Below are 17,120 nucleotides of genomic sequence, written 5' to 3' on the forward strand. Positions count from 1 at the left end.
CCATCCACTACAGGGCGCCGGAGCGCCAAACATAAGCAAATTATATGCCTGAAACTGAAGTGTTTGCCTAGAGCGCTGTAACAATAAATACGTATAGATTTTTATTGGGACAAGCGCTCCGGCGACTGACCAGACACCTCAGTGCTTACAGGCGGAACTCATGGCCCAGGTACACTTCCTTGACCAGGTCGTTGGCCAGGATGGTTTCGGCGTCGCCTTCGGCGATCAGTTGGCCGTCGTTGACGATGTAAGCGGTTTCGCAGATGTCCAGGGTTTCGCGGACGTTGTGGTCCGTGATCAGCACGCCAATGCCCTTGGCCTTGAGGTGATGAATGATCTGCTTGATGTCACCCACCGAAATCGGGTCCACGCCGGCGAAGGGTTCGTCGAGCAGGATGAATTTCGGTGCCGTGGCCAGGGCGCGAGCGATTTCCACGCGGCGACGTTCGCCACCGGAAAGGCTCATGCCGAGGTTGTCGCGGATATGGTTGATGTGGAATTCCTGCAGCAGGCTTTCCAGCTCCTTGCGACGACCGGCCTTGTCGAGTTCCTTGCGGGTCTCGAGGATGGCCATGATGTTGTCGGCGACCGAGAGTTTGCGGAAGATCGACGCTTCTTGCGGCAGATAGCCGATACCCGCTTGTGCACGACCGTGCATTGGCTGGTGGCTGACGTCCAGGTCGTCGATCAGTACGCGCCCCTGATCGGCCTGGACCAGGCCTACGATCATGTAGAAGCAGGTGGTCTTGCCGGCGCCGTTCGGGCCAAGCAGGCCGACGATCTGGCCGCTGTCGATCGACAGGCTGACGTCACGCACGACCTGGCGGCTCTTGTAGCTCTTGGCCAGATGCTGAGCTTTCAGAGTTGCCATTACTGGGCCTTCTGCTCGTCGGTTTTCTTTTTCGGCTGGATAACCATATCGACCCGTGGGCGCGGCGCGGTAACCGAGGCACCGGTGGCACGGCCTGCGTTAGCAACCTGCTTGACGGTGTCATAGACGATTTTCTCGCCTTCGGTGGTATTGCCTTCGTTGATCACTTTGGCGCGGTCAATCAGTACGATGCGGTTTTGCGCGGCATGGTACTGGATGGTCACCCCATAGCCCTTGACCGGCTGTGGATCGCCAACCTTCTGCAACTGCTCGAAATACGCCAGGTTGCCCACCGAGGTCACGACATCGATATCGCCGGCTTTGGTGCGGGTGATGGTCACGGTGTTGCCTTTGATGATCATCGAGCCCTGGGTAATGATCACGTCACCCTTGTAGGTGGCCACGCCATTCTTGTCGTCCAGCTGAGCGTCGTCAGCCTGAATGCGAATGGGTTGCTGGCTATCGTTCGGCAGAGCCCAGGCGCTCACGCTTCCCAGTGCTGCGCCCAGACTGAGCAAAATAGGGAGAGTTTTAACGAGCCTCATACTGTCCTCTTACGTTCGATAGCAGGTGTATCCTGCTGTCTTTCAAATACGCTTTCATTCCGTTACCAGTCGATACACCACCAGCGCCGTCGATTCTAACGGCTTGCTCGGTCTGCGCATATTGCTGTTGCGGGAATACAGTCATACGACTACTGGTAATAAGCATCGGACGATTCTGCTCATCGGTGCGTGCGATACGAACCGAATCGATCAACTCGACTTCAGTGCCGCCCGAATTGACTTCGCCACGCTCGCTCTGGACGTGCCAGGGGAAGGCGGTGCCCCGATACATGTTCAGGTCGGGGTTGGTCAGCAGGGTTATATCGGTGGCTTTGATGTGTTCGACCTTGTCGGACGTCATGTCGTACTGCAATTTGCCATCGGGCAGGTACTGCACGCTGTGGGCGTTGATCGCGTAATAGTCGATCTGGCTCTCGTCGACGTGCGCTACCGGCTTCTCGAGGAAGCGTTCCGGGCTGATGTTCCAGTAGCCAACGGCCGCAAGTAGTGCGGCTATGACCCCGAAAAACAGTATGTTGCGAATCTTTTTGCTCAGCATAGGTGGCTCACAGGTACGCGGCGTTAGCCGCTTCAAGGTTGCCCTGGGCACGCAGGATCAGTTCACAGAACTCGCGAGCAGCTCCTTCGCCGCCACGGGCCTGAGTGACGCCGTGAGCGTGTTCGCGGACGAAGCTGGCGGCGTTGGCCACTGCCATGCCCAGGCCCACGCGGCGAATGACCGGCAAGTCCGGCAGGTCATCGCCCAGGTAGGCAACCTGCTCATAGCTTAGGCCCAGTTGCGCCAGAAGCTCGTCGAGTACCACCAGTTTGTCCTCGCGACCCTGATACAGGTGAGGAATACCGAGGTTTTTGGCCCGTCGCTCGACCACTGGGGTCTTGCGTCCGCTGATAATGGCAGTTGTCACGCCGGAGGCCATCAGCATCTTGATGCCCTGGCCGTCGAGGGTGTTGAACGTCTTGAATTCGCTGCCGTCCTCGAGGAAGTACAGGCGACCGTCAGTCAGCACGCCGTCGACGTCGAAAACCGCGAGTTTGATGTTTTTGCCGCGTTGCAGCAGGTCCGTGCTCATTACATTACTCCCGCACGCAGCAAATCGTGCATGTTCAAGGCGCCCACCGGACGGTCCTCGCTATCGACCACGACCAGTGCGTTGATCTTGTGGTCTTCCATGATTTTCAGGGCCTCGGCGGCGAGCATCTCGGCACGCGCGGTCTTGCCATGAGGGGTCATGACGTCATCGATGGTGGCTTGATGGATGTCGATGGTCCGGTCCAGCGTGCGGCGCAGGTCGCCGTCCGTGAAAATGCCGGCGAGTTTACCGTCTGCTTCCAGTACTACGGTCATGCCCAGACCTTTGCGGGTCATTTCCATCAACGCGTCTTTGAGCAGCGTGCCGCGCACGACTTGCGGCAGCTCCTGGCCCGCGTGCATGACGTTTTCGACCTTCAGCAACAAGCGGCGACCCAGGGCACCGCCAGGGTGTGAAAACGCGAAATCTTCGGCGGTAAAGCCGCGGGCTTCCAGCAAGGCAACGGCCAGTGCGTCACCCATCACCAGCGCCGCCGTGGTGGAGGAGGTCGGCGCCAGATTCAACGGGCACGCCTCGTGTTCGACATGAACATTGAGGTTCACCTCGGCAGCCTTGGCCAATGGCGAATCAGGGTTGCCGGTCAGGCTGATCAGTTTGATGCCCAGACGCTTGATCAGTGGCAGCAGCGTGACGATTTCGTTGGTGGAGCCGGAGTTCGACAGCGCGAGGATGATGTCGTCGCGGGTGATCATGCCCATATCGCCGTGACTGGCTTCGGCCGGGTGCACGAAGAAAGCCGTGGTGCCGGTGCTGGCAAGGGTCGCTGCAATCTTGTTGCCGATGTGCCCGGACTTGCCCATGCCGACCACAACCACGCGGCCTTTGCTGGCCAGAATCATCTCGCAAGCGCGTACGAAATCCGCGTCGATATGGGCCAGCAAGCCTTCTACGGCTTCAAGCTCGAGGCGGATGGTGCGTTGTGCAGATTGAATCAGGTCGCTGGATTGGCTCATGTCAGAAATCGTATAGCCTGATGAAAAGGCGGCGATTATAGCGGTAATGAGCAAATCCCTCACGTTAGTTCGTCGTGCTTTGTTCAGGCTGCTCCCCTAAACGATGAAACTTGCGGCTTTTTGCCTGTCTTGATGCTGAACACCGCAGGCTTCGGCCTTGGGCGCTTTGTACTAGCAGTGATATAGTTCGTCGCCAGTTCGGCCTGCCCAGGATGTATGTGCTCTCGGCAGGGAGCGCGGCGTCCGAGTGAGAGGCTTGCATCGCAAGGAGTTTAGATGAGTGCCGATAACGCCTACGCGGTCGAGCTGAAGGGAGTGTCCTTCAAGCGCGGCGCGCGCAGCATTTTCAATAACGTCGATATTCGCATTCCGCGCGGTAAGGTCACCGGTATCATGGGACCTTCCGGTTGCGGAAAAACCACACTGTTGCGCCTGATGGGCGCGCAGTTGCGCCCTTCAAGTGGCGAAGTGTGGGTCAACGGGCAAAATTTGCCCACGCTGTCGCGCAGCGATCTGTTTGATGCGCGCAAGCATATGGGCGTGCTGTTTCAGAGCGGTGCACTGTTCACGGACCTCGATGTTTTCGAAAACATCGCTTTTCCGCTGCGTGTTCACACTCAGCTTCCGGATGAAATGATCCGTGACATCGTCTTGCTCAAGTTGCAGGCGGTAGGGTTGCGCGGTGCCATCGACCTGATGCCCGATGAGTTGTCCGGCGGCATGAAGCGTCGTGTCGCGCTGGCAAGGGCGATTGCCCTCGATCCGCAGATTCTGATGTACGACGAGCCTTTTGTCGGTCAGGACCCGATCGCCATGGGCGTTCTGGTGCGCTTGATCCGTCTGCTCAACGACGCCTTGGGCATCACCAGCATCGTGGTGTCCCATGATCTGGCCGAAACCGCGAGCATTGCCGATTACCTGTATGTCGTAGGCGATGGGCAGGTGTTGGGGCAGGGGACTCCCGATGAGCTGATGAACTCCGATAATCCGCGGATTCACCAATTCATGAAGGGTGATCCAGACGGGCCGGTACCGTTCCACTTTCCAGCGACGGATTACCGCGCAGATCTTCTGGGGAAGCGCTGATGCGCAAGATTTCACTAATAGAGAGAGTTCGTCGATTCGGCCAGGCCGCCATCGACAGCGTCGCGGTGCTCGGTCGTTCATCGCTGTTCCTGTTTCACGCCTTGCTGGGACGTGGTGGCATCACTGGCGCATTTGGCTTGCTGGTCAAGCAACTGCATTCGGTCGGCGTAATGTCCCTGGTGATCATCGTGGTCTCCGGGATATTCATCGGGATGGTGCTGGCGCTGCAAGGCTTCAACATTTTGTCCAGTTATGGTTCGGAGCAGGCGGTCGGGCAGATGGTTGCGCTGACGCTGTTGCGTGAACTGGGGCCGGTGGTGACCGCGTTGCTGTTTGCCGGGCGTGCCGGTTCTGCGTTGACCGCTGAAATTGGCAACATGAAATCCACCGAGCAGTTGTCCAGTCTGGAAATGATTGGCGTCGACCCGCTCAAGTACATCATTGCCCCCCGTCTGTGGGCCGGCTTCATTTCCCTGCCGCTGCTGGCGATGATTTTCAGCGTGGTCGGGATCTGGGGCGGTTCCTGGGTGGCCGTCGACTGGCTGGGTGTGTATGAAGGTTCCTACTGGTCGAACATGCAAAACAGCGTGACGTTCGATGGAGACGTGTTCAATGGCATCATTAAAAGCATCGTCTTTGCCTTTGTCGTGACCTGGATCGCCGTATTCCAAGGCTATGACTGCGAGCCCACTTCAGAAGGGATCAGTCGTGCCACCACCAAGACCGTGGTGTATGCCTCATTGGCCATTCTCGGCCTGGACTTTATTTTGACTGCCTTGATGTTTGGAGATTTCTGATGCAAAACCGCACCCTGGAAATCGGTGTCGGCCTTTTCTTGCTGGCTGGCATCCTGGCTTTAGTGTTGCTTGCCCTGCGGGTCAGTGGTCTGTCCCCTGTTTCGAGCACCGACAGCTATAAACTTTATGCGTATTTCGACAACATCGCCGGTTTGACGGTCAGATCAAAAGTGACCATGGCCGGTGTGACTATCGGCAAGGTCACGGCTATCGATCTGGATCGCGACAGTTTCACCGGTCGGGTGACGCTGCAGCTGGAAAAACGGGTAGATAATCTGCCGACTGACTCCACTGCATCTATCCTCACGGCAGGCTTGTTGGGCGAGAAGTACATCGGTATCAGCGTGGGCGGGGAAGAGACCCTGCTCAAGGATGGTGGAACTATCCATGACACGCAGTCATCGCTGGTGCTCGAAGACCTGATCGGTAAATTCCTGCTCAATACCGTTAGCAAAGACGCTAAATAAGGAGTTTGTTCATGATCTCTACCTTGCGACGTGGCCTTTTGGTACTACTTGCGGTCTTGCCATTCATGGGTAACGCCGTGGCTGCGCAGTCCGCGCACGATATCGTGCAGGACACCACCAATCGGTTGCTCGCCGATCTTTCGGCCAATAAAGCGAAGTACAAGCAGGATCCGAATGGCTTTTACGACTCCTTGAACAACATCGTTGGGCCTGTGGTGGATGCCGAGGGTATTTCCAAGAGCATCATGACGGTCAAGTACTCGCGCAAAGCCACGCCTGAGCAAATGAAAACCTTTGAAAATAACTTCAAAAGGGGCCTGTTCCAGTTCTATGGCAATGCCTTGCTCGAGTACAACAATCAAGGCATCACCGTCGATCCAGCCAAGGATGAGTCGGGAGACCGTACAAGCGTTGGCATGACGGTCAAAGGCAGCAATGGCGCGATCTATCCTGTGTCTTATACGCTGGAAAAGATCAATGGCGAGTGGAAGCTGCGTAACGTGATCATCAACGGCATCAACATCGGCAAGCTGTTCCGTGATCAGTTCAGCGATGCAATGCAGCGCAATGGCAATAACCTGGACGCGACCATCAATGGTTGGGCCGGTGAAGTCGCCAAAGCCAAGGAAAAGACCGAAGCTGAAACGACTCAGAAGAAGCCCGCCCAATGAGTGAGTCGGCTGTCAGCATGGGCGAGGCCGGTGAGCTGATGCTCAGTGGCGTACTCGATTACCGCACCGGGCCGGATCTGCGCAAGCAGGGCCAGGCGTTGATCAAGTCGAGCACCGCGCCAGCATTGGTGCTTGATTGCTCGGGTGTGCAAAAGTCCAGCAGCGTCGGTTTGTCGTTGTTGCTGTGTTTCATGCGTGACGCGCAAGCGGCGGGCAAGGCGCTGAGCATCCGTGCATTGCCTGAGGACATGCGTGAAATCGCTCAGGTCAGCGAGTTGACCGAGCTGTTGGCGCACCCATAACTACCATCTATAAAGAAGCCCCCCGTCAGAGTCCTGCTATGCGGGGTTCGCAGGCGCGGGGCTTTTTTGTATGATGTCCGACCCGCGCGCACAGGGCGCCGATTGAGGTTGAGCATGCAGGCCAACGAAGTGAAGAGCTTTCTTGAGGGAAAGCTGTCCGAGACTCTTTTATCAGTACAGGTAGAAGTTGAGGGCGAAGGCTGCAACTTTCAGCTGAACGTGATTAGCGATGAACTGGCGGCATTGAGCCCGGTCAAGCGTCAGCAGCAGATCTATGCCCATTTGAACCCATGGATCACCGATGGCAGCATCCATGCGGTCACTATGAAATTTTTCAGCAGCGCGGCCTGGGCCGAGCGCACCTGAGCCCAAGGGCGTCGAGATTCTTATGGATAAATTGATTATTACCGGTGGCGTTCGTCTTGATGGCGAAATCCGCATTTCCGGGGCAAAGAACTCTGCCCTGCCGATTTTGGCTGCAACGCTGCTGTGCGATGGCCCAGTAACGGTCGCCAACTTGCCGCACCTGCACGACATCACCACCATGATCGAGCTGTTCGGTCGCATGGGCATCGAGCCGGTGATCGACGAGAAGCTCAGCGTCGAAATCGACCCGCGCACCATCAAGACCCTGATCGCGCCGTACGAACTGGTTAAAACCATGCGTGCGTCGATTCTGGTGCTGGGCCCGATGGTCGCGCGTTTCGGTGAAGCTGAAGTCGCACTGCCTGGCGGTTGCGCCATCGGTTCGCGTCCGGTCGACCTGCACATCCGTGGCCTTGAAGCCATGGGTGCGACCATTGACGTGGAAGGCGGTTACATCAAGGCCAAGGCGCCAGAAGGCGGCTTGCGCGGTGCACACTTCTTCTTCGATACCGTCAGCGTGACCGGTACCGAGAACATCATGATGGCGGCCGCTCTGGCCAAGGGCCGCAGCGTTCTGGCAAACGCCGCTCGCGAGCCTGAAGTCGTCGACCTGGCGAACTTCCTGAACGCCATGGGCGCGAAGGTTTCCGGTGCCGGCACCGACACCATCACCATCGATGGCGTCGAGCGTCTGCACACGACCACTTACAAAGTCATGCCGGACCGTATCGAAACCGGTACTTACCTGGTGGCTGCTGCCGTGACTGGCGGCCGCGTGAAGGTCAAGGACACCGATCCGACCATCCTTGAAGCCGTTCTGGAAAAACTCAAGGAAGCTGGCGCCGAAATCACTACCGGCGAAGACTGGATCGAGCTGAACATGCACGGCAAGCGGCCGAAAGCCGTCAACGTGCGTACCGCTCCGTACCCGGCGTTTCCGACCGACATGCAAGCGCAGTTCATCTCCCTCAACGCGATTGCCGAAGGCACTGGCGCGGTGATCGAGACGATCTTCGAAAACCGCTTCATGCATGTCTACGAGCTGCACCGCATGGGCGCTCATATCCAGGTCGAAGGCAACACCGCGATCGTCACCGGCATCGAAAAGCTCAAGGGCGCGCCAGTCATGGCCACCGACCTGCGGGCTTCGGCCAGCCTGGTGATTTCGGCGCTGATCGCCGAAGGCGACACGCTGATCGATCGCATCTACCATATCGACCGTGGTTACGAGTGCATCGAAGAGAAACTGCAGATGCTCGGCGCGAAAATCCGCCGCGTACCGGGCTAGTTTCTGCTGCATGGGCGCAGGGACGCGCCCGTTGGTTTTGTTCCAAGTCGAGCCTGTTTCAGGCTCGATGTGTGTCCGGCGCCGTTTGCGACCGGGCATGAGTACCTTGATAAGGACTGACGTTTCCCATGTTGACCATCGCACTGTCCAAGGGCCGCATCCTTGACGACACCCTGCCGCTTCTGGCTGAAGCGGGCATCGTGCCGACCGAGAATCCGGACAAGAGCCGCAAGCTGATCATCCCCACGACCCAGGCCGATGTGCGCTTGCTGATCGTGCGCGCCACCGATGTGCCGACCTACGTCGAGCACGGTGCCGCGGACCTGGGCGTCGCCGGTAAAGATGTGCTGATGGAATACGGCGGCCAGGGCCTGTACGAGCCACTGGATTTGCAGATTGCCCAGTGCAAGCTGATGACCGCCGGTAAAATCGGTGCGGTCGAGCCCAAGGGCCGTCTGCGCATCGCCACCAAGTTCGTCAACGTTGCCAAGCGTTACTACGCCGAGCAGGGCCGTCAGGTCGACATCATCAAGCTTTATGGCTCGATGGAGCTGGCACCGCTGATCGGTCTGGCGGACAAGATCATCGACGTGGTCGATACCGGTAACACGCTGCGGGCCAACGGCCTGGAGCCACAGGATTTCATTGCGGCCATCAGCTCCCGGCTGATCGTCAACAAAGCTTCGATGAAAATGCAGCACGCCCGTATCCAGGCGTTGATCGACACCCTGCGCAAGGCAGTGGAGTCTCGACACCGCGGCTGATTCACCTGCGCGACGTTAAGTCGCGCCCGTCTATCCGCCTCATAGCCAGAATTCTCAGGTGCCCAAGCGGATCGATGGTAGCTTCGGGTACCTGAGTTTTCGCCAATTCTATGAGGCTCTCGCTATGACCGCACCGACTGCAATTCGCCGACTCAACGCTGCTGACCCGGATTTCGCGCATCATCTGGATCATCTGCTGAGCTGGGAAAGTGTGTCTGACGACTCGGTCAATCAGCGAGTGCTGGACATCATCAAGGCTGTGCGCGAACGCGGCGACGCTGCGCTGGTTGAATTCACCCAGAAGTTTGACGGCCTGCAAGTGGCGTCGATGGCCGAGCTGATTCTGCCGCGCGAGCGTCTGGAACTGGCACTCACCCGGATCACCGTGCCTCAGCGCGAAGCCCTGGAAAAAGCCGCGACCCGGGTGCGCAGCTACCACGAAAAACAAAAGCAGGACTCCTGGAGCTACACCGAAGCCGACGGCACGGTGCTCGGCCAGAAGGTCACGCCGCTGGATCGCGCCGGTCTGTACGTACCGGGCGGCAAGGCTTCTTATCCTTCTTCGGTGTTGATGAACGCGATTCCGGCCAAGGTTGCCGGTGTGACCGAAGTGGTCATGGTGGTGCCGACGCCACGCGGTGAAGTCAACGAGCTTGTGCTCGCGGCAGCGTGCATCGCTGGCGTCGACCGGGTGTTCACCATTGGTGGCGCGCAAGCGGTTGCCGCACTGGCCTATGGCACCGAAAGCGTGCCGAAGGTCGACAAAGTCGTCGGCCCGGGCAACATCTATGTGGCGACTGCCAAGCGTCACGTGTTCGGCCAGGTCGGTATCGACATGATCGCCGGCCCATCGGAAATCCTCGTGGTGTGCGACGGCCAGACCGATCCGGACTGGATCGCCATGGACCTGTTCTCTCAAGCCGAGCACGACGAAGACGCCCAGGCGATTCTGGTCAGCCCCGACGCCGAGTTCCTCGACAAAGTGGCGGCGAGCATTGCCAAACTGCTGCCGACCATGGAACGCGCCGAAATCATCGAAACCTCGATCAATGGCCGCGGTGCGTTGATCCAGGTGCGCGACATGCAGCAGGCCATCGACGTGGCCAACCGCATTGCGCCGGAACACCTGGAACTGTCGGTGGCCGATCCGCAAGCCTGGCTGCCGCAGATCCGCCACGCCGGTGCGATCTTCATGGGCCGCCACACCTCTGAAGCTTTGGGCGATTACTGCGCCGGTCCCAACCACGTGCTGCCGACTTCCGGCACCGCACGCTTCTCCTCGCCGCTGGGGGTATATGACTTCCAGAAACGTTCGTCGATCATCTTCTGCTCCGAGCAGGGTGCCTCCGAACTGGGCAAGACCGCTTCCGTGCTGGCCCGTGGCGAGTCGTTGACCGCTCACGCCCGCAGTGCCGAATACCGCATCGTTGACGAGCTCTCTATTGAAGGGCAGGGGAAATGAACATGAGTAAATTCTGGAGTCCATTCGTCAAGGATCTGGTGCCGTACGTGCCGGGTGAGCAGCCGAAACTGGCGAAGCTGGTCAAGCTCAACACCAACGAAAACCCTTACGGTCCATCGCCCAAAGCACTGGCGGCGATGCAAACCGAACTGAACGACAACCTGCGTCTGTACCCGGACCCTAACAGCGACTTGCTCAAGCAGGCGGTGGCCAGGTATTACGGGGTGCAGGGCAATCAGGTGTTCCTCGGCAACGGTTCCGATGAAGTGCTGGCGCATGTTTTTCACGGTCTGTTCCAGCACGGTCAACCGCTGCTGTTCCCGGACATCAGCTACAGCTTTTATCCAGTGTATTGCGGCTTGTACGGCATTCCATTCGACGCGGTGCCGCTGGACGAGCAGTTCCAGATTCGCGTCTCGGACTACGCCAAGCCGAATGGCGGGATCATTTTCCCCAACCCGAACGCACCCACCGGTTGCCTGTTGGCGCTCGATGCCGTGGAACAAATCCTCAAGGCCAGCCCTGATTCGGTGGTGGTGGTCGACGAAGCCTATATCGACTTCGGCGGTGAAACGGCGATCAGCCTGGTCGACCGTTACCCGAACCTGCTGGTAACTCAGACCCTCTCCAAGTCGCGCTCGCTGGCCGGTTTGCGCGTGGGCCTGGCGGTGGGACATCCGGACCTGATCGAGGCGCTGGAGCGGATCAAGAACAGCTTCAACTCCTATCCACTGGATCGCCTGGCAATCGTCGGTGCAGCGGCAGCGTTTGAAGATCGCGAGTACTTCGACAAGACCTGTCAGTTGGTAATCGACAGCCGTGAGCGCGTGGTCGAGCAATTGCAGGAGAAGGGTTTTGAAGTGCTGCCATCGGCGGCGAACTTTATCTTCGCTCGTCACCCGCAGCATGAAGCGGCAGGCCTGGCAGCGAAGTTGCGCGAGCAAGGCGTGATCGTCCGGCACTTCAAGCAGGAACGGATTGCCCAGTTCCTGCGCATCACCATCGGTACGCCAGAGCAGAATCAGGCGTTGATCGACGGGCTCGGTGATCTCTAAACCGCTGTTGATTCTGTGGGCGCGAGCTTGCTCGCGATGAGGCCATAACATTCAACATCCTCGTTGACTGTTAAACCGCTATCGCGAGCAGGCTCGCTCCCACATTGATTTGTATTGCCCGCTTACTCTTCTTCTTTGACCGGTGCTGGTGGCGGGCGCAGACCGATTTCTGCGGTCAGCTTGAGTTCCTTGCCATTGCGCATGACCTGAACAGTGACTTTGTCGGTCGGCTTGATCCGCGCCACCTGGTTCATCGAGCGGCGACCATCGCCGGCCGGCTCGCCGTCAATGCTGAGGATCACATCGCCCAATTGCAGGCCGGCTTTTTGTGCCGGGCCGTCGCGGAAAACCCCCGCCACGACAATCCCCGGACGCCCTGACAGGCCGTACGATTCCGCCAGTTCCTGGCTTAACGGCTGCACTTCAATCCCGAGCCAGCCGCGAATCACCTGACCATGCTCGATGATCGACTTCATCACCTCCATCGCCAGCTTGATCGGGATCGCGAAACCAATGCCTTGGGAACCGCCGGACTTGGAGAAAATCGCGGTGTTGATCCCGGTGAGGTTGCCGTTGGCATCCACCAGCGCACCGCCGGAGTTGCCCGGGTTGATTGCGGCGTCGGTCTGGATGAAGTCTTCGTAGTTGTTCAGACCCAGTTGATTACGCCCGGTGGCGCTGATGATGCCCATGGTCACGGTCTGACCGACACCAAACGGGTTGCCGATGGCCAGCGCGACATCGCCGACGCGAATGCTTTCCGAGCGGCCGACGGTGATCGACGGCAGGTTCTTCAAATCGATTTTCAGCACTGCGAGGTCGGTTTCCGGGTCGCTGCCGATCACGCGGGCCAGGGTTTCACGACCATCCTTGAGCGCGACAACAATCTGGTCGGCGCCAGTGGTCACGTGGTTGTTGGTCAGCAAATAACCTTCCGGACTCATGATCACCCCGGAACCGAGGCTCGATTCCATGCGCTTCTGCTTGGGCGAGTTGTCGCCGAAGAATCGCCGGAATTGCGGGTCTTCAAATAGCGGATGGCTGGTTTTGTTGACCACTTTGGTGGTGTAGAGGTTGACCACCGCCGGTGCGGCGATGAGCACGGCGTCGGCGTAAGACACCGGCCCCTGTTGGGTCTGAGTGGTTTGTGGGGCTTGTTGCAGGTTTACATCCAGGCTTGGCAGCCCGACCCATTGAGGGTAACGCTGGATGATCAGCAACGCGATAAGCACGCCGGCCAGCAGCGGCCAGCCAAAGAAACGCAGACCCTTGAGCATTAAGCAAATCCTGGGAGGTTACGGAGAGCCGTCTACGGCCCATAATGTCGCGCATTATACGAGGCCGCGCGCGCCTCTGAACGGGATATTTAGGAGTCTTTTATGGCCGTTGCCCTGAGCACCCTGGTAGAAGAAGCGGACCGTTACCTTGCCAGTTCGCGGATCGCCGACTATTGCCCCAACGGCCTGCAAGTCGAAGGCCGGCCGCAGGTCATGCGCATCGTCAGCGGCGTTACGGCCAGCCAGGCATTGCTCGATGCAGCGGTCGAAGCCAAGGCCGATCTGGTACTGGTACACCACGGCTACTTCTGGAAGGGCGAGAACCCCTGCATTACCGGTATGAAGCAGCGTAGGCTCAAAACCCTGCTCAAGCACGACATCAGCCTCCTGGCCTACCACTTGCCGCTGGATTTGCATCCGGAAGTGGGCAATAACGTGCAACTGGCCCGTCAACTGGACATTACCGTCGAAGGTCCGCTGGACCCGGAAAACCTAAAAGTGGTCGGGCTGGTCGGCTCCCTCGCCGAACCCATGACCGCGCGCGACTTTGCCCGTCATGTGCAAGAGGTCATGGGCCGTGAACCGCTGCTGATCGAAGGCAGCGAGATGGTCCGGCGCGTCGGCTGGTGCACGGGCGGCGGCCAGGGTTATATCGATCAGGCGGTACTGGCCGGCGTTGACTTGTACCTGAGCGGCGAAGCGTCCGAGCAAACCTTCCACAGCGCTCGGGAAAACGACATCAGCTTCATCGCCGCCGGTCACCACGCCACCGAACGCTACGGCGTGCAGGCGCTGGGGGACTATCTGGCGCGGCGGTTTGCCCTTGAACACATCTTCATCGACTGCCCGAATCCGATTTGACGCAGATATCAATGTGGGAGCGAGCTTGCTCGCGATGACTGACTTGAATTCAACATTAATGTCGACTGAACCACCGCTTTCGCGAGCAAGCTCGCTCCCACAGGACCGCGTACATCACCCTAACGCGGGGGCATATTCATATGCTCTTTCGATCTAGTCGGCGTCCTGATTAGAAGAGGTCGCTGTGCTAGCATTCGCCGCTCGAACACGGCCCGCTGGCCGTTCATAAGAAAGCTTTCGTGAGTAGCCATGGTCGACAAACTGACGCATCTGAAACAGCTGGAGGCGGAAAGCATCCACATCATCCGCGAGGTGGCCGCCGAGTTCGACAACCCGGTGATGCTGTACTCCATCGGTAAAGACTCCGCCGTGATGCTGCATCTGGCACGCAAGGCGTTCTTCCCGGGCAAGCTGCCGTTTCCGGTGATGCACGTCGACACCCAGTGGAAATTCAAGGAGATGTACAGCTTCCGCGACAAGATGGTCGCAGAGCTGGGCCTTGACCTGATTACCCACGTCAACCCGGAAGGCGTGGCGCAAGGGATCAACCCCTTCACCCACGGCAGTGCCAAGCACACCGACATCATGAAGACCGAAGGCCTGAAACAGGCTTTGGACAAGTACGGCTTCGACGCTGCCTTCGGTGGTGCGCGCCGCGATGAAGAGAAATCCCGCGCCAAAGAGCGCGTGTACTCGTTCCGCGACAGCAAGCACCGCTGGGATCCGAAGAACCAGCGTCCCGAGCTGTGGAACGTCTACAACGGCAAGGTCAACAAAGGCGAATCGATCCGCGTATTCCCGCTGTCGAACTGGACCGAGCTGGACATCTGGCAGTACATCTACCTTGAAGGCATCCCGATCGTTCCGTTGTACTTCGCCGCCGAGCGCGATGTCATCGAGAAGAACGGCACGCTGATCATGATCGACGACGAGCGCATCCTCGAGCACCTGAGCGACGAAGACAAAGCCCGCATCGTCAAAAAGAAAGTGCGTTTCCGTACCCTTGGCTGCTACCCGTTGACGGGCGCGGTGGAGTCCGAGGCCGAAAGCCTCACGGACATCATTCAGGAAATGCTCCTGACGCGAACTTCCGAGCGCCAGGGCCGAGTCATCGATCACGATGGCGCCGGCTCGATGGAAGACAAAAAACGTCAAGGTTATTTCTAAGGGGCTGTCATGTCGCACCAATCTGATTTGATCAGCGAGGACATCCTCGCCTACCTGGGCCAGCACGAACGTAAAGAGCTGCTGCGCTTTCTGACCTGCGGTAACGTCGACGACGGCAAGAGCACCCTGATCGGGCGCCTGCTGCACGACTCCAAGATGATCTACGAAGACCATCTGGAAGCCATTACCCGCGACTCGAAAAAAGTCGGCACCACCGGTGACGACATCGACCTGGCGTTGCTGGTCGACGGCCTGCAAGCTGAGCGCGAACAGGGCATCACCATCGATGTCGCGTACCGCTATTTCTCCACCGCCAAGCGCAAATTCATCATTGCCGACACCCCTGGCCATGAGCAGTACACCCGCAACATGGCCACCGGTGCATCCACCTGTGACCTGGCGATCATCCTGGTCGACGCCCGTTATGGCGTGCAGACCCAGACCCGTCGTCACAGCTTCATTGCCTCGTTGCTGGGCATCAAACACATCGTTGTCGCCATCAACAAGATGGACCTCAAGGACTTCGATCAAGGCGTGTTCGAGTCGATCAAGGCCGACTACCTGAAGTTCGCTGAAGGCTTGAAGATGAAGCCTACCAGCATGCACTTCGTGCCGATGTCGGCGCTGAAGGGCGACAACGTGGTGAACAAATCCGAGCGCTCGCCGTGGTACACCGGCCAGTCGCTGATGGAAATCCTTGAAACCGTGGAAGTGGCGGGCGACCGTAACTTCACCGACCTGCGTTTCCCGGTGCAGTACGTCAACCGGCCGAACCTGAACTTCCGCGGTTTCGCCGGCACCCTGGCCAGCGGCATCGTCAAGAAGGGTGACGAAGTCGTGGTGCTGCCGTCGGGCAAGAGCAGCCGCGTGAAATCCATCGTCACCTTCGACGGTGAACTGGAACACGCAGGCCCGGGTCAGGCCGTAACGCTGACCATGGAAGACGAAATCGACATCTCCCGTGGCGACCTGTTGGTTCACGCCGACAACGTGCCGCCGGTCACCGACAGCTTCGAAGCGATGCTGGTGTGGATGGCTGAAGAGCCGCTGCTGCCGGGCAAGAAATACGACATCAAACGCGCCACCAGTTATGTGCCGGGCTCGATCGCCAGCATCGTCAACAAGGTCGACGTGAACACCCTGGAAGAAGGCCCGGCCAGCGCCTTGCAGCTGAACGAGATCGGTAAGGTCAGGATCAGCCTCGACGCGCCGATTGCTCTCGATGGTTATGAAAGCAACCGCACCACTGGCTCGTTCATCATCATCGACCGCTTGACCAACGGCACCGTCGGCGCGGGCATGATCGTCGCCCAGCCTTTGGCTCATGGCAACTCCACGCACCATGGAAAATTGGCCCATGTAGCCACCGAAGAGCGTGCTCAGCGCTTCGGGCAGCAACCGGCTACCGTGCTGTTCAGCGGCTTGTCGGGCGCTGGCAAAAGCACCCTGGCCTATGCGGTCGAGCGCAAGCTGTTCGACATGGGCCGTGCGGTGTTTGTGCTCGATGGTCAGAACCTGCGTCACGACCTGAACAAAGGTCTGCCGCAGGATCGCGCCGGGCGTACCGAGAACTGGCGTCGTGCGGCTCACGTCGCACGTCAGTTCAACGAAGCCGGTTTGCTGACCCTGGCGGCGTTTGTCGCACCGGACGCCGAAGGCCGCGAGCAGGCCAAGGCACTGATTGGCAGCGACCGCTTGCTGACCGTTTACGTGCAGGCGTCGCCGCTGGTCTGCGCTGCGCGTGATCCGCAAGGTTTGTACGCCGCTGCTGGTGACAACATCCCGGGCGACTCCTTCCCCTATGACGTGCCGCTGGACGCTGACCTTGTGGTCGACACCCAGACGCTGTCGCTGGAAGAAAGCGTCAAGCAAGTGCTGGATCTGCTGCGTAAACGCGGCGCGATCTAAGCGTTAGCCGCAAATAAAAAGCCCGCCGATGAGTGATCATCTGCGGGCTTTTTCATGTCTGGTCGGACGCCATCGCGAGCAAGCTCGCTCCCACATGGGATCTTTATGGAATACAAATTTTGTGTTCACCAACGATCAACTGTGGGAGCGAGCTTGCTCGCGATAGGG

19 protein-coding genes are annotated in these 17,120 nt (G+C 58.8%); 13 read left to right on the top strand and 6 right to left on the bottom strand.

Translation table 11 applies throughout. The features are described from left to right. Positions 1 to 145: 145 nt before the first annotated feature. The 5 genes from lptB to BK659_RS06560 are packed head-to-tail and all read right to left on the bottom strand — an operon-like array spanning position 146 to position 3,481. Positions 146 to 871: an LPS export ABC transporter ATP-binding protein gene (gene lptB / locus BK659_RS06540; RefSeq protein ID WP_123424278.1), complete on the bottom strand. Its 726-nt coding sequence runs from the start codon at positions 869 to 871 to the stop codon at positions 146 to 148. Beyond that, the gene (gene lptA / locus BK659_RS06545) at positions 871 to 1,416 is read right to left on the bottom strand and encodes a lipopolysaccharide transport periplasmic protein LptA (protein ID WP_123424279.1); all 546 of its coding nucleotides are present in this window, start codon (positions 1,414 to 1,416) and stop codon (positions 871 to 873) included. The genes lptB and lptA overlap by 1 nt, the downstream gene beginning before the upstream one ends. Continuing rightward, positions 1,403 to 1,975 carry an LPS export ABC transporter periplasmic protein LptC gene (gene lptC / locus BK659_RS06550; protein WP_123424280.1) on the bottom strand — a complete coding sequence of 191 codons (573 nt, stop codon included), beginning with the start codon at positions 1,973 to 1,975 and terminating at the stop codon, positions 1,403 to 1,405. The genes lptA and lptC overlap by 14 nt, the downstream gene beginning before the upstream one ends. 7 nt (positions 1,976 to 1,982) lie before the next feature. After that, a complete protein-coding gene (locus BK659_RS06555; RefSeq protein WP_123424281.1) occupies positions 1,983 to 2,507 on the bottom strand; it encodes a KdsC family phosphatase in 525 nt (174 codons plus the stop codon). Beyond that, positions 2,507 to 3,481 (bottom strand): KpsF/GutQ family sugar-phosphate isomerase, encoded by a 975-nt coding sequence (locus BK659_RS06560; protein WP_123424282.1) that lies wholly within the window; start codon positions 3,479 to 3,481, stop codon positions 2,507 to 2,509. Before BK659_RS06560 ends, BK659_RS06555 begins: the two co-directional genes overlap by 1 nt. Positions 3,482 to 3,757: 276 nt before the next feature. Here BK659_RS06560 and BK659_RS06565 point away from each other — a divergent pair, with 276 nt between their 5' ends. The 10 genes from BK659_RS06565 (at position 3,758) to hisC (ending at position 11,739) form a co-directional block, all read left to right on the top strand. Then, positions 3,758 to 4,567, top strand: coding sequence for an ATP-binding cassette domain-containing protein (locus tag BK659_RS06565; protein ID WP_071551801.1), 810 nt, complete (start codon positions 3,758 to 3,760; stop codon positions 4,565 to 4,567). After that, positions 4,567 to 5,364: a lipid asymmetry maintenance ABC transporter permease subunit MlaE gene (gene mlaE / locus BK659_RS06570; RefSeq protein WP_123424283.1), complete on the top strand. Its 798-nt coding sequence runs from the start codon at positions 4,567 to 4,569 to the stop codon at positions 5,362 to 5,364. Before BK659_RS06565 ends, mlaE begins: the two co-directional genes overlap by 1 nt. Beyond that, a complete protein-coding gene (mlaD, locus tag BK659_RS06575) occupies positions 5,364 to 5,831 on the top strand; it encodes an outer membrane lipid asymmetry maintenance protein MlaD (RefSeq protein WP_123424284.1) in 468 nt (155 codons plus the stop codon). Before mlaE ends, mlaD begins: the two co-directional genes overlap by 1 nt. Before the next feature lie 11 nt (positions 5,832 to 5,842). Next, positions 5,843 to 6,502, top strand: a complete 660-nt coding sequence (locus tag BK659_RS06580; protein WP_123424285.1) for an MlaC/ttg2D family ABC transporter substrate-binding protein — start codon at positions 5,843 to 5,845, stop codon at positions 6,500 to 6,502. Then, positions 6,499 to 6,804 (top strand): STAS domain-containing protein, encoded by a 306-nt coding sequence (locus tag BK659_RS06585; protein ID WP_123424286.1) that lies wholly within the window; start codon positions 6,499 to 6,501, stop codon positions 6,802 to 6,804. The genes BK659_RS06580 and BK659_RS06585 overlap by 4 nt, the downstream gene beginning before the upstream one ends. A gap of 114 nt (positions 6,805 to 6,918) precedes the next feature. Next, positions 6,919 to 7,170 carry a BolA family protein gene (locus BK659_RS06590; RefSeq protein WP_019691904.1) on the top strand — a complete coding sequence of 84 codons (252 nt, stop codon included), beginning with the start codon at positions 6,919 to 6,921 and terminating at the stop codon, positions 7,168 to 7,170. 22 nt (positions 7,171 to 7,192) lie between these two features. Next, the gene (gene murA / locus BK659_RS06595) at positions 7,193 to 8,458 is read left to right on the top strand and encodes a UDP-N-acetylglucosamine 1-carboxyvinyltransferase (RefSeq protein WP_123424287.1); all 1,266 of its coding nucleotides are present in this window, start codon (positions 7,193 to 7,195) and stop codon (positions 8,456 to 8,458) included. A 128-nt stretch (positions 8,459 to 8,586) separates the two neighbouring features. Continuing rightward, on the top strand, positions 8,587 to 9,222 hold the full coding sequence (gene hisG / locus BK659_RS06600; protein ID WP_071551796.1) for an ATP phosphoribosyltransferase: 636 nt from the start codon (positions 8,587 to 8,589) through the stop codon (positions 9,220 to 9,222). Positions 9,223 to 9,346: 124 nt separating this feature from the next. Continuing rightward, complete coding sequence (hisD, locus tag BK659_RS06605) at positions 9,347 to 10,684, top strand: histidinol dehydrogenase (RefSeq protein ID WP_123424288.1); 1,338 nt, start codon at positions 9,347 to 9,349, stop codon at positions 10,682 to 10,684. Between the two features lie 2 nt (positions 10,685 to 10,686). Further along, positions 10,687 to 11,739: a histidinol-phosphate transaminase gene (gene hisC / locus BK659_RS06610; RefSeq protein ID WP_123424349.1), complete on the top strand. Its 1,053-nt coding sequence runs from the start codon at positions 10,687 to 10,689 to the stop codon at positions 11,737 to 11,739. A gap of 122 nt (positions 11,740 to 11,861) precedes the next feature. Here hisC and algW read toward each other — a convergent pair whose 3' ends face one another. Further along, the gene (gene algW, locus BK659_RS06615) at positions 11,862 to 13,016 is read right to left on the bottom strand and encodes a Do family serine endopeptidase AlgW (protein ID WP_123424289.1); all 1,155 of its coding nucleotides are present in this window, start codon (positions 13,014 to 13,016) and stop codon (positions 11,862 to 11,864) included. Between the two features lie 102 nt (positions 13,017 to 13,118). Here algW and BK659_RS06620 point away from each other — a divergent pair, with 102 nt between their 5' ends. From BK659_RS06620 to cysN, 3 genes are all read left to right on the top strand, one after another. Continuing rightward, a complete protein-coding gene (locus tag BK659_RS06620; RefSeq protein ID WP_123424290.1) occupies positions 13,119 to 13,877 on the top strand; it encodes a Nif3-like dinuclear metal center hexameric protein in 759 nt (252 codons plus the stop codon). 249 nt (positions 13,878 to 14,126) lie between these two features. After that, entirely contained in the window at positions 14,127 to 15,044 is a 918-nt protein-coding gene (cysD, locus tag BK659_RS06625) for a sulfate adenylyltransferase subunit CysD (protein ID WP_123424291.1), read from the top strand. A 9-nt stretch (positions 15,045 to 15,053) separates the two neighbouring features. Continuing rightward, a complete protein-coding gene (cysN, locus tag BK659_RS06630; RefSeq protein WP_123424292.1) occupies positions 15,054 to 16,952 on the top strand; it encodes a sulfate adenylyltransferase subunit CysN in 1,899 nt (632 codons plus the stop codon). The last annotated feature ends 168 nt before the right edge of the window (positions 16,953 to 17,120 follow it).

It is taken from the genome of Pseudomonas brassicacearum, from assembly GCF_003732225.1.
Classification (GTDB): Bacteria; Pseudomonadota; Gammaproteobacteria; order Pseudomonadales; family Pseudomonadaceae; genus Aquipseudomonas; species Aquipseudomonas brassicacearum_E.